Annotated in this window: 9 protein-coding genes; 8 read left to right on the top strand and 1 reads right to left on the bottom strand. The window is 59.0% G+C overall.

Annotated features, from left to right (window positions below; translation table 11 throughout):
- The first annotated feature begins 119 nt into the window (after nucleotides 1–119).
- The 5 genes from aceE (at nucleotide 120) to QRN36_RS26410 (ending at nucleotide 9,996) form a co-directional block, all read left to right on the top strand.
- On the top strand, nucleotides 120–2,765 hold the full coding sequence (gene aceE / locus QRN36_RS26430; protein WP_285426724.1) for a pyruvate dehydrogenase (acetyl-transferring), homodimeric type: 2,646 nt from the start codon (nucleotides 120–122) through the stop codon (nucleotides 2,763–2,765).
- A gap of 148 nt (nucleotides 2,766–2,913) precedes the next feature.
- Nucleotides 2,914–4,575: a dihydrolipoyllysine-residue acetyltransferase gene (aceF, locus tag QRN36_RS26425; protein ID WP_285426723.1), complete on the top strand. Its 1,662-nt coding sequence runs from the start codon at nucleotides 2,914–2,916 to the stop codon at nucleotides 4,573–4,575.
- Nucleotides 4,576–4,994: 419 nt separating this feature from the next.
- Nucleotides 4,995–7,688 carry a bifunctional diguanylate cyclase/phosphodiesterase gene (locus tag QRN36_RS26420; protein ID WP_285426722.1) on the top strand — a complete coding sequence of 898 codons (2,694 nt, stop codon included), beginning with the start codon at nucleotides 4,995–4,997 and terminating at the stop codon, nucleotides 7,686–7,688.
- Between the two features lie 129 nt (nucleotides 7,689–7,817).
- On the top strand, nucleotides 7,818–8,477 hold the full coding sequence (msrA, locus tag QRN36_RS26415; protein ID WP_285426721.1) for a peptide-methionine (S)-S-oxide reductase MsrA: 660 nt from the start codon (nucleotides 7,818–7,820) through the stop codon (nucleotides 8,475–8,477).
- 193 nt (nucleotides 8,478–8,670) lie between these two features.
- Nucleotides 8,671–9,996, top strand: coding sequence for a hypothetical protein (locus QRN36_RS26410; protein ID WP_285426720.1), 1,326 nt, complete (start codon nucleotides 8,671–8,673; stop codon nucleotides 9,994–9,996).
- A gap of 87 nt (nucleotides 9,997–10,083) precedes the next feature.
- Here the strand turns inward: QRN36_RS26410 and QRN36_RS26405 are convergent, their stop codons facing one another.
- On the bottom strand, nucleotides 10,084–10,926 hold the full coding sequence (locus QRN36_RS26405; RefSeq protein WP_285426719.1) for a 23S rRNA (adenine(2030)-N(6))-methyltransferase RlmJ: 843 nt from the start codon (nucleotides 10,924–10,926) through the stop codon (nucleotides 10,084–10,086).
- Nucleotides 10,927–11,259: 333 nt separating this feature from the next.
- Between QRN36_RS26405 and QRN36_RS26400 the strand changes: the two genes are divergently transcribed.
- From QRN36_RS26400 to QRN36_RS26390, 3 genes are all read left to right on the top strand, one after another.
- Nucleotides 11,260–11,526 carry a hypothetical protein gene (locus QRN36_RS26400; protein ID WP_285426718.1) on the top strand — a complete coding sequence of 89 codons (267 nt, stop codon included), beginning with the start codon at nucleotides 11,260–11,262 and terminating at the stop codon, nucleotides 11,524–11,526.
- 137 nt (nucleotides 11,527–11,663) lie between these two features.
- Complete coding sequence (locus QRN36_RS26395) at nucleotides 11,664–11,960, top strand: transposase (protein ID WP_285426717.1); 297 nt, start codon at nucleotides 11,664–11,666, stop codon at nucleotides 11,958–11,960.
- Nucleotides 11,961–12,013: 53 nt separating this feature from the next.
- A partial coding sequence (locus QRN36_RS26390) for an IS3 family transposase (protein WP_373568803.1) occupies nucleotides 12,014–12,194 on the top strand: 181 nt, incomplete at its 3' end.

The raw sequence follows: 12,194 nt of genomic DNA, 5'->3' as shown, positions 1-12,194 counted from the left end.
CTACACAACGCCGGGTACCACTCCGGTCATCCAAGAATTTTTACGTCGTCTGCCCACAAGGCCAGTCGCAACAAACTCAGGCAACCGATTCTGGAAGCCTTTCCGCCCTGGAGCAAGCCATGCAAGACCTCGATCCCGTCGAAACCCAGGAATGGCTGGACGCCCTGGAATCGGTTCTCGACAAAGAAGGCGAAGACCGTGCTCATTACCTGATGACCCGTATGGGTGAGCTGGCCACAAGAAGTGGTTCGCAGCTGCCTTACGCCATCACTACGCCTTATCGCAACACCATTCCTGTTACCCACGAAGCACGCATGCCTGGCGACCTGTTCATGGAACGCCGCATTCGCTCGTTGGTACGTTGGAACGCCCTGGCAATGGTTGTGAAAACCAACATCGGCGATCCGGATCTGGGCGGTCACATCTCCAGCTTCGCTTCCAGTGCAACCCTGTACGACATCGGCTTCAACTATTTCTTCCAGGCCCCGACCGACGAACACGGCGGCGACCTGATCTACTTCCAGGGTCACGCATCGCCAGGCGTCTACGCCCGTGCGTTCATGGAAGGCCGTATTTCCGAAGAGCAAATGACCAACTTCCGTCAGGAAGTCGATGGCAATGGCCTGTCTTCTTATCCACACCCGTGGCTGATGAAAGACTTCTGGCAGTTCCCGACCGTTTCGATGGGTCTGGGCCCGATCCAGGCGATCTATCAGGCGCGCTTCATGAAGTACCTGGAGCACCGCGGTTATATCCCGGAAGGCAAGCAGAAAGTCTGGTGCTTCCTGGGCGACGGCGAGACCGACGAGCCGGAATCCCTGGGCGCCATCGCCCTGGCCGGTCGCGAGAAGCTGGACAACCTGATCTTCGTGGTCAACTGCAACCTGCAGCGCCTCGACGGCCCGGTGCGCGGCAACGCCAAGATCATCCAGGAACTGGAAGGCGTTTTCCGTGGCGCCCAGTGGAACGTGACGAAAGTCATCTGGGGCCGTTTCTGGGACCCACTGCTGGCCAAGGACGTCGACGGCATCCTGCAACGTCGCATGGACGAAGTCATCGACGGCGAGTACCAGAACTACAAGGCCAAAGACGGCGCCTTCGTACGTGAGCACTTCTTCAACACGCCAGAACTCAAGGCGATGGTTGCGGACATGTCCGACGACGAAATCTGGAAACTCAACCGTGGCGGCCACGACCCGTACAAGGTTTACGCGGCTTATCATCAGGCGGTTAACCACAAGGGTCAGCCGACCGTGGTTCTGGCCAAGACCATCAAGGGTTATGGCACCGGCGCCGGTGAAGCGAAGAACACTGCGCACAACACCAAGAAAGTCGACGTGGACAGCCTGCGTCACTTCCGCGACCGCTTCGACATCCCGGTCAAAGACGATCAGCTGGAATCCCTGCCATTCTTCAAACCGGAAGAAGGCAGCGCCGAAGCCCGTTACCTGAGCGAGCGTCGTGCTGCGCTGGGCGGCTTCGTACCACAGCGTCGCGCCGAAAGCTTCAGCCTGCCGACGCCGCCGCTGGACACCCTCAAGGCCATCCTTGACGGCACCGGCGACCGCGAAATCTCCACCACCATGGCCTTCGTGCGCATCCTGACGCAGTTGGTCAAGGACAAGGAAGTGGGTCAGCGCATCGTTCCGATCATCCCGGACGAAGCCCGTACCTTCGGTATGGAAGGCATGTTCCGTCAGTTGGGCATCTACTCTTCCGTAGGCCAGCTGTACGAGCCGGTCGACAAAGAACAAGTGATGTTCTACCGCGAGGACAAGAAAGGTCAGATCCTCGAAGAAGGCATCAACGAAGCAGGCGCGATGTCCTCCTTCATCGCTGCAGGTACTTCGTACAGCAGCCACAACCAGCCGATGATTCCGTTCTACATCTTCTATTCGATGTTCGGTTTCCAGCGTATCGGCGACCTGGCATGGGCCGCAGGCGACAGCCGCACCCGTGGCTTCCTGGTCGGCGGCACCGCCGGTCGTACCACCCTGAACGGTGAAGGTCTGCAGCACGAAGACGGTCACAGCCACATCCTGGCTTCGACCATCCCGAACTGCCGCACCTACGATCCAACCTACGGCTACGAGCTGGCGGTGATCATTCAGGACGGCATGAAGAAGATGTTCGAAGAACAGCAGGACGTCTTCTACTACCTGACCGTGATGAACGAATCCTACGTCCAGCCAGCCATGCCGGCCGGTTCCGAAGAAGGCATCGTCAAGGGCATGTACCTGCTCGAAGAAGACACCAAGGAAGCGGCGCACCACGTGCAGCTCCTGGGTTCGGGCACTATCCTGCGCGAAGTACGCGAAGCGGCGAAGATCCTGCGCGAGCAGTTCAACGTCGGCGCCGATGTCTGGAGCGTTACCAGCTTCAACGAACTGCGTCGCGACGGCCTGGCCGTAGAGCGCAGCAACCGCCTGAAGCCCGGCCAGAAGCCACAACTGAGCTACGTTGAAGAATGCCTCAACGGCCGTAAAGGTCCGGTGATCGCTTCGACCGACTACATGAAGCTCTTCGCTGACCAGATCCGTCAGTGGGTTCCGACCAAGGAATACAAAGTCTTGGGCACCGACGGTTTCGGCCGTTCCGACAGCCGCAAGAAGCTGCGTAACTTCTTCGAAGTCGACCGTCACTTCGTTGTGCTGGCCGCCCTGGAAGCCTTGGCCGATCGCGGCGATATCGAACCGAAGGTCGTGGCCGAAGCCATTGCCAAGTTCGGCATCGACCCTGAAAAACGCAACCCGCTGGACTGCTGAGCGTCTGCGTAAAGATCGTATAGAGCGCTGACAGATTGCGCGGAACAGCCGGCGATGCGGAATTTACTTCGGTAAATGAGCATCCAGGCTGTTTCGTCGCAACTGGAACAGCGCAGTCGAGGAACAGGTTCTCCTGAGGAGAGACATTGTGAGTGAGCTAATTCGCGTACCCGACATCGGCAACGGTGAAGGTGAAGTCATTGAGTTGTTCGTGAAGGTCGGTGATCGCATCGAAGCGGACCAGAGCGTTCTGACGCTGGAGTCTGACAAGGCGAGCATGGAAATCCCGGCTCCCAAGGCCGGCGTCATCAAGGCCATGAAGGTCAAGCTGGGCGACCGCCTGAAAGAAGGCGACGAGCTGTTCGAACTGGAAGCAGAAGGCGAAGCTGCCGCCGCACCGGCTGCTGAACCGGCTGCCGCTGCGCCTGCTCCGGCTGCACCTGCTGCTGAAAAACCGGCTGAAGCCGCTGCCCCTGCTGCGCCAGCTCCAGCCGCCGAAGCGGCTGTTCAGGACATCCACGTTCCGGACATCGGTTCATCGGGCAAGGCTCGCATCATCGAGCTGATGGTCAAGGTCGGTGACAGCATCGAGGCTGACCAGTCCCTGATCACCCTGGAATCCGACAAAGCATCGATGGAGATTCCGTCTCCAGCGGCAGGCGTTGTCGAGAGCATCAGCGTCAAGGTCGAAGATGAAGTCGGCACTGGCGACCTGATCCTGAAACTGAAGGTCGCTGGCGCTGCGCCGGCCGCCGCTCCTGCTCCGGCTGCAGCACCGGCTCCGGCCAAGGCTGAAGCCCCTGCTGCCGCCCCGGCCGCCGCTCCAGCCGCCGCTCCAGCTGCAAAAACCGAAGCCGCTCCGGCTCCGGCTGCTGCACCTGCAGCCAGCGGTGCCAAGGTTCATGCAGGTCCGGCTGTTCGTCAGCTGGCGCGTGAATTCGGCGTCGAGCTCAGCGCCGTGACGGCCACCGGCCCGCATGGTCGCGTGCTGAAAGAGGACGTGCAGGCTTACGTCAAATCGATCATGACCAAGTCCAAGGACGCGCCAGCCGCTGGCGGCGCTGCCGGCGGCATGGGCATCCCACCGATTCCGGAAGTCGATTTCAGCCGTTTCGGCGAAATCGAAGAAGTGCCGATGACCCGCCTGATGCAACTGGGCGCGACCGGTCTGCACCGCAGCTGGCTGAACATCCCGCACGTGACTCAGTTCGATCAGGCCGACATCACTGACCTGGAAGCTTTCCGCGTTGCGCAGAAAGCCGTCGCTGAAAAGGCCGGCGTGAAACTGACCGTGCTTCCACTGCTGCTCAAGTCCATCGCGCACCTGCTCAAGGAACTGCCGGACTTCAACAGCTCGCTGGCGCCAAGCGGTAAAGCCGTCATTCGCAAAAAGTACTTCCACATCGGGTTCGCGGTGGATACTCCGGACGGCCTGCTGGTCCCTGTGATCAAGAACGTCGACCAGAAGAGCCTGCTGCAACTGGCTGCGGAAGCTGCCGAGCTGGCTGAAAAAGCGCGCTCCAAAAAGCTGTCGGCCAACGACATGCAGGGCGCCTGCTTCACCATCTCAAGCCTGGGTCACATTGGCGGCACCGGCTTCACGCCGATCGTCAACGCGCCGGAAGTCGCGATCCTGGGCGTGTCCAAGGCCACCATGCAACCGGTCTGGGACGGCAAGGCATTCCAGCCGCGCCTGATGCTGCCACTGTCGCTGTCCTACGATCACCGCGTGATCAACGGCGCCGCTGCTGCGCGCTTCACCAAGCGTCTGGGCGAAGTGCTGGCGGATATCCGCACGATCCTGCTGTAAGCCTCAAAAGGCCCGCTCTTCATTGAGCGGGTCTCGCAGTTTTTCGAGCTGCCACGCTCGTACCTCAACCCCGCTTATCTGGCGGGGCTTTTTTTGGGCGGATGTTTTGTCGGGTTGGCGCTCTCCCCTGGCTGCAGGAGCGCGGCTGCCGGCAATCTGCCGGGTACCCGATGCAGAACCTTCTAAGACCCAAGTGCCTGCGCGCGACCCGTCCAGACACTAATAACAACCACTTACCGCCCCATTCCGACAAATCCGACCAACAACCTTCAGTTAATCCCGGTTTTGCCGACAGATTTATAGCACTAAGCCATCGCGCTCACTTGTCAGCCCGTTCGCCATGATGCAACCTTGCGACACGCGATTTAACGATGGGCTCCTTGCCCATGCGCGACCGTACTCTTAAAGCGAGTTCCTTCATGAAAAGCCAACCTGATGCTGCCGGAAGACCGGCGGCCGAGGTCGTGACGCAGCTGCCGGTGCCCTCGCGGCTCGGCATGCTGCGTTTCGAGCGGCTTAATGAAGCCAGTTGGGCCATGCTTTATCTGGACCCCAACTGCGAAAAGCACTTCAGCATGCCAGCGATGGAGCTGTGCGCGCTGATCGGCTCGCCTTACGCCAGCCTGATGGAGCCTGAAGCGCGCTATCAACTACACGACGCGGTGCAGATGCAGCTGGCGAGCAACACCCATTACCTGATCCGCTACACCTTGCACACGCTGCGCGGCCCTCTGGGCCTGCTCGAGATCGGTGAAGGCTACAAGCAACATAACCGGCACTTGCTGCGCGGCTACCTGATGGTGGTCGATGAAGTCTTCGACGCCAGCGAGCTGGCTTTTAGCCCGGACCTGGAAGTGCAGAACTCGCGCCTGCAGATCGCTTTGGAGCTGAACCAGCGCGCTCAGCATGAGCAGCTGCAGCATCTAGAGCGCGTGCGCGCCCAACAGAGCCTGATTCTGCGCCTGGCGCGCCATCGCTACAGCTCCAACAATTCGTTGCAAGAAGCGGCCGAACTGATCACCAAAAGCGCCTGCGAGATCTACGACATCGACCGCGCCGCGATCTGGAATCTCAACGGCAAGACGCTGGAACCCATTGCCGAATACCGCCGCGAAACGGATCAGTACCACAAGCCCGCGCCGATCGACATCAGCTGTTACCCCAGCTATCTGGAAGCCTTGCACACCAGTCGCGCCATCGATGCCAACGACGTGCAGCTCGACCCGCGCACCCGCGAACTGGCCCAGAGCCTGGGCCCTCGTGACATCAACGCCATCCTCGACGCCAGTATCCGCATAGATGGCCAGGTGGTCGGCGTGTTGTGCCTGGAGCAAACCGGCACGCCGCGGGACTGGCAGTCCGATGAAATTGCGTTCGCTGGGGAGCTGGCCGACCAGTTTGCCCAGGCGATCAATAACCACAACCGCCGCACCGCCACCAACGCCCTGCACCTGTTTCAGCGCGCCGTGGAGCAAAGTGCGAACGCCTTCCTGCTGGTCAATTGCGACGGCGTCGTGGAGTACGTCAACCCAAGCTTCACCGAGATCACCCAGTACACCGCTGATGAAGTCCACGGCCATCGCTTGTCGGAACTGCCAGCACTGGAAAACCTCGGTTCGCTGCTGCTCGACGCCAATTCAAGCCTGGCGAGCGGCAATAGCTGGCAGGGCGAATTCAAGAGCCGGCGCAAGAACCTCGAACCGTACTGGGGCCAGCTGTCGATCTCCAAGGTGTACGGCGATAACCGCGAGCTGACCCATTACATCGGCATCTACGAAGACATCACCCAGGCCAAGCTCTCGCAACAGCGCATCGAGCGGCTGGCATACACCGACAACCTGACCAATCTGGGCAACCGCCCTGCGTTCATTCGCACGCTCGACGAGCACTTCGCGCGCGACGTGGAGACGCCGATCAGCCTGTTGCTGGTGGACATCGACAATTTCAAGCGCATCAACGACAGCCTCGGCCATCAGACCGGTGACAAGCTGCTGATCAGCCTGGCCCGGCGTCTGCGCAACAGCCTCAGCCCGACCGGCATTCTGGCGCGCTTTGCCAGTAACGAGTTCGCCGTGCTGCTGGACGATACCGGCCCGGAGGAAGGCCAGCGGATCGCCAGTCAGGTGCTGACGACGCTGGACAAGCCGATGTTCGTCGACAACCAGTTGATCAGCGTCACCGGCTCGGTTGGCCTTGCGTGCGCGCCCATTCATGGCCGCGACCCGCAGACACTGATGAAGAACGCCGGCCTTGCGCTGCACAAGGCCAAGGCCAACGGCAAGCACCAGGTGCAAGTGTTCACCGAGGCGTTGAACGCCGAGGCCAGCTACAAACTGTTCGTCGAGAACAACCTGCGCCGCGCGCTGACTCAGAACGAACTCGAGGTCTTCTATCAGCCCAAGCTGTGCCTGCGAACAGGTCGCCTTCTGGGCATGGAGGCGCTGCTGCGCTGGAATCATCCCGAGAAAGGCATGATCCGGCCGGACCAGTTCATCAGCGTGGCCGAAGAGACCGGGCTGATCATCCCGATCGGCAAATGGGTTGCGCGCCAGTCCTGCCGCATGAGCAAGCAACTGACCGCCGCCGGTTACGGCAAACTGCATGTGGCCATCAACGTATCGCCCAAACAGTTTTCGGACCCGGAGCTGGTCGACTCGCTCGCCAACATTCTGCGCGAGGAACAACTCGATCCGTCGCTGCTTGAACTGGAGTTGACCGAGGGCCTGCTGCTGGAGGCCACCGAAGACACGCGCCTGCAACTGGAGTCGTTGAAAACCCTCGGCCTGACCCTGGCGATGGACGACTTCGGCACCGGCTATTCGTCGTTCAGTTACCTGAAGAAATTCCCCATCGACGTGATCAAGATCGATCGCAGCTTCATCCGCGATATCCCGGATGATCAGGACGACATGGAAATCACGTCGGCGGTGATCGCCATGGCGCACAACCTCAAGCTGACGGTGGTCGCCGAAGGGATCGAAACGGCCGAGCAACTGGCCTTTCTGCGTCGCCACCGTTGCGATGTGGGTCAGGGCTACCTGTTCGACAAGCCGATTCCAGGTGAGGACCTGATCAACGCCCTCAGGCGTTATCCACGCGGTCCTGCAGCCTGAGGCCTTCCCCACGCACTTGTGGTACGGCACACTTGCCGCCCTGCATTTGTATCCGCTGAAACTGACCCCATATCTGCCATTCACTGACAAACCCTGTCGGTTGTCCTGCCCCCAGAGAGGATTTGCCTCATGGTCTTGCGCTCGGAAATTCTTGTGAACAAAAACGAACTCCCTACCGCCCAGCAGGCTTTGCCGGGCCGTGAAACCCCGATGGCTTTGCCAGAAACCCACTTCGTCAACGGCCGTCCGCTGCTGGGACCGTTCTTCGAAAACGTCGAATTCGCGATTTTCGGCCTGGGCTGCTTCTGGGGCGCCGAGCGGCGCTTCTGGCAACGTGAAGGCGTGGTTAGCACGGTCGTCGGCTACGCGGGCGGCTTCACACCCAACCCGACCTATGAAGAAGTCTGCTCCGGCCTGACCGGCCACAGCGAAGTCGTATTAGTGGTGTACGAGCCGGAAAAAGTCAGCTACGAAGCGCTGCTGGCGATGTTCTGGGAACTGCACAATCCAACTCAGGGCATGCGCCAAGGCAACGACATCGGCACGCAATACCGCTCGGTGATCTACGCCACCACCCCGCAGCAACTGGCCGCAGCCAAGGCCAGCGCCGAGGTGTTCCAGGCTGAACTGACCAAGGCCGGCCACGGCACCATCACCACCGAAATCGACCAGGCCCCGACCGTGTACTTCGCCGAGGCGTACCATCAGCAATACCTGGCGAAAAATCCACAGGGCTATTGCGGCATTGGCGGCACGGGCGTTTGCATGCCCGCTTCGTTAAATCCTTGAAACGCTGAAAGCCAGATAAAGGCTTAGAACTTTCAGTCTGCCATTGCGGTAATGGGTCGCGCTTCGCCGCAGGCTGAAAGTTTAAAGCTCCTGCCTATTCGAAATTAGAACGTTCAATTCAATCGCGAAGGAATCTAATCCTACTTCGACGGCATGACTACGCTGATCAATACCTGACATGGAGATCAATGTAATGACTAAGCAAAGTCACACCTCAGACCAGAAAGCGGTACCTGACCCGGCGTTTGTAAGCGATGTCGATAGTGGCAATGAATATATTACTCAGCTCTTAGTCCTGCCAGACAATAGCATCATCATGAGTATTGATTCCGGTAGCACTGTGCCTTCGCGCTACTGTAAGACAGACTCGGAGGGGCAAGTTGATTCGAGTTTCGGCAAAGAGGGTTATCTGACGCTTCCCTTCGACCCTGATGTAAACCCCTTTCTGACAACTGGCCTGCACAGCTTGCCCGGTACTGGAAAAGTGTTGATTCGGTTGTTGGTAAGGTTGACCTCCAATGATAATGGAGTTCCGGTCACCGTTCCTGCAACGGCCCGTATTTCAGAAGATGGAACGCTGGATGAAAGTTATGGGAAGGGCGGAGTGCAGCACTACCTCCTGCCATTTGAAGATAATAAAAAGCTGAGCGATGCGTTACCCCCATTGGACCGTTACTCAGCGCAAAATGAGGATATACAAAATAGGTGTGACTGGGGCGGCTTCATTCCTCTTGCAGAGGGCGGATGCTTTTTAGCAGCCGAAACTTTCCAATTAGGTACAGAGCCGTGGAATTACAAACTCCACACCTATTTAATAAAACTTACAGAATCGGGGGAACTTGATACCGCTTTCAACGAACAGGGCTACGTCAGACTGATGCCCGAGAAAAGATGGTTTCCGACCGGACTTCACCTTGCTTCACCAGAAGGCGATTCGTTTATTGTGAGTGGCGAGGTGCCCGCAACCGCTGAAGTGCGTGAAGGAGAAAGTTTCGTCATTAAAGTCGACAGCAGCGGCAACCTCGACCACAGTTTCGCGGAGAATGGCTATTTCAAAAAATTCACCGAAGTCGGCTATTTTCCTTGTCAACGGATGATTCCGGTAAAAGAGAACCTCATCATTGTGGGTAACGTGGCGGGAGGCATCTTCCTGGCGTCTTTGAACAACCAAGGGGAAATACCTGAGGAGTTCAATGGCGGAGAAATAAAAATCATCTATCCCGAGACAGGGCCTGACCTGCCCTTATCTGACGCTTTTTTAGACTCTGAAGACAGAATTGTCGTCTGTGGACGTTATATGACCCCATTTGGAGATCCTAACTTTGGCATGATCGGGCGCTTTGATGCGGAGTCAGGTGAACCTGATCCCGGATTCGGCGATAAATACGGCTTGGCGAATGTGGAGGGAGCGCGATGGTGTACCGCAGGTGCATTGCAGGAGAGCAACTACTTATTCGGTATCAGACGTACCCTCGATGGCGGCACAGTGGTGCGATGGCTAGCTGACTCACAAACCTAGCCGCCGCGCCTGTCTACCAACCCCATCAGCCCGCCTCGAACCACCAAGAAGTTCGAGGCGGGCTTTGGCCCTCGCACATCACGTGAATCAACTCTCCGCTATCAACCAATCCATCTTCCAGTCACCCTGAGTCTGACCGAGCTTCTCGGCCAGCCACGGCAGTAGCTCGCGTAGCTCTTCTTCCAGGCCCCATGGCGGATTGGCGATCGCAAGCCCGGAGCCGTTGAGGCTGTTGGGCGTTTCCAGCGGATGCACCAGCAACTCCACCCGCAGCAGCTTCGGCGCGCCGGTTTCGGCGAGGTCCTGATAGAAGCGTTTCAGGGCGCGCTGGTCTTTGACCGGATACCAGATGGCGGCGACGGCCTGGCGCATGCGCGCGATGGCCTCCTTGAGCGCAACGGAGCAACGCTTCATCTCGTCCAGTTGCTCGAAAGGCGGATCAATGAGCATGACCGCGCGCTTTTCCTGAACCGGCAGCAGAGCCCGGGGCACATACCAGCCCTCACCCAGATGCACCGCGACGCGACGGTCGTATTTCATGTTGTCTTTGAGCAGCGCGCCATCTTCGGGGTGCTTTTCGTTGAGCAGCACACGGTCCTGCTCACGGGTCAGGCGACGCGCCAACTCCGGGGAGCCGGGGTAGTAACGCAGCTCACCGGTCTTGCGGTTCATGTGACGAATGACGTCCATGTAACCCGCGGCCATCGGCGGCACGTCGTCGGCATCCCACAGACGGCCGATGCCTTCGATCCACTCACCGGTACGTGTCGCCTGATCGCCCTGCAGGTCGTACAGCCCCAGGCCAGCATGGGTGTCGAGATAGGCAAAAGGCTGCTCTTTGCGCGACATCAGCGCGATCAATCGAGTCAGGACGATGTGTTTGAAAACGTCGGCGTGGTTGCCAGCGTGGAAGGCGTGACGGTAGTTCATGGCGGCTCCTGGAAGGCTGCGGAGTTTACCAAAACAGCCGCCGTCGCGCAGACCGCTCATACCCTGCAGCACACAGGGCACCCAAATGGCAGGCAAAAAAATCCCCGGTTAAGCCGTTACAAAACCGGGGCTGAGGCACTTGCGCAGGCTAGAGGGTGACCAAACCATGACCTGCGCAATTTTGAATGAGGCCATTATGCCGAATTAACTAAACAGTTACATAGCCGAAAACGACACCGTTATGCGTATGTCAGACATTGCCGACGACAGGTATTGCCGAGCCCTTCGGGCCCCACCAGAATCGAATCATTCCCAATAAAAGGAGCCAACGTCATGATGCATGCGGACCTGATCGACCAGGACGATCTCATCGGCCAACTCAGATCCATCGGCTTTGAAACGCCCTCCGGCGCCAGCGCCGAACAGGCGTGCGCCCAAGCCGTCTGCGGTCTGACCGAAGACCGCGCCCGAGCGCTGCGACAATTGGTGGAAAGAATGCTCAGCGGCAGTGCGACCATCCTCCCGGCGGTGCGCCAGGCGATTGATCAGCAGTTGCTGCCAGCGCTGGCGACGTATAACAAGGCCCGCACCGAGGCGTAATTTTGCCGGAGCGCGCTTGCCCGCAGTGGAGGTTGCCTGCAACCGATGTGTCGACTGACACGCCGCAATCGCGGGCAAGCTGTTGTGGCTCAATATTTATGGACCATGATGTAGGAGTATCAACCTAAGGAAGTCTCATGGGGTTTCGAGTCGTTACAGCTGAAGAAAAGGCAGAGGCCATCCGCTTGGTCGTCGAATTGAATTATTCGGTGCCCAAGGCCTGCGAGCAGACCGGCGTGGGGCCGACGGCGCTACGTCGATGGGTGTCGAGGTGGCGCAAGGAGCAGGTAGGAGCGTCGCAAACTGCCCGGCCGCAGGATCAGGATCTCATCGATTCGCTGAATGCCAGAGTGGCGATGCTGGAAGCTGAGAATGATGTCCTAAAAAAGCAGTTGCCCTCTCATCTGAAGGTGCTGTTTGGCCGAAAGAAATGATCGAGGGCACCACGGGAAAGCTTTCGGTTCGGCACCGGTGCCGCGTGTTGGGCGTGCCGCGCAGCAGTTACTACGCGATGCGCCGGCCCAGGCCTGAGCGCCAGATCGAGCCGCAGCTGGAAAGGAAGATCCGTTTTCTGCACAAAGAACACCGGGGTGCGCTGGGCAGTCGTGGCTTGGCCAAAGCCCTGAAAACACAGGGTTTCGTGGTCGGACGCCATCGCATGCGAAGCC

Origin of the sequence: Pseudomonas sp. efr-133-TYG-103a (genome assembly GCF_030209235.1) — a bacterium.
GTDB lineage: Bacteria > Pseudomonadota > Gammaproteobacteria > Pseudomonadales > Pseudomonadaceae > Aquipseudomonas.
Note: the sequence above shows the minus strand (reverse complement) of the source record. Positions and strands in the feature narration are given on the sequence as shown.

Bases quoted from the DNA above. Each gene is read 5' to 3' on its own strand.
- aceE (WP_285426724.1), top strand. From the start codon at position 120: ATGCAAGACCTCGATCCCGTCGAAACCCAGGAATGGCTGGACGCCCTG.
- QRN36_RS26420 (WP_285426722.1), top strand. From the start codon at position 4,995: ATGAAAAGCCAACCTGATGCTGCCGGAAGACCGGCGGCCGAGGTCGTG.
- msrA (WP_285426721.1), top strand. From the start codon at position 7,818: ATGGTCTTGCGCTCGGAAATTCTTGTGAACAAAAACGAACTCCCTACC.
- QRN36_RS26410 (WP_285426720.1), top strand. From the start codon at position 8,671: ATGACTAAGCAAAGTCACACCTCAGACCAGAAAGCGGTACCTGACCCG.
- QRN36_RS26405 (WP_285426719.1), bottom strand. From the start codon at position 10,926: ATGAACTACCGTCACGCCTTCCACGCTGGCAACCACGCCGACGTTTTC.
- QRN36_RS26400 (WP_285426718.1), top strand. From the start codon at position 11,260: ATGATGCATGCGGACCTGATCGACCAGGACGATCTCATCGGCCAACTC.
- QRN36_RS26395 (WP_285426717.1), top strand. From the start codon at position 11,664: ATGGGGTTTCGAGTCGTTACAGCTGAAGAAAAGGCAGAGGCCATCCGC.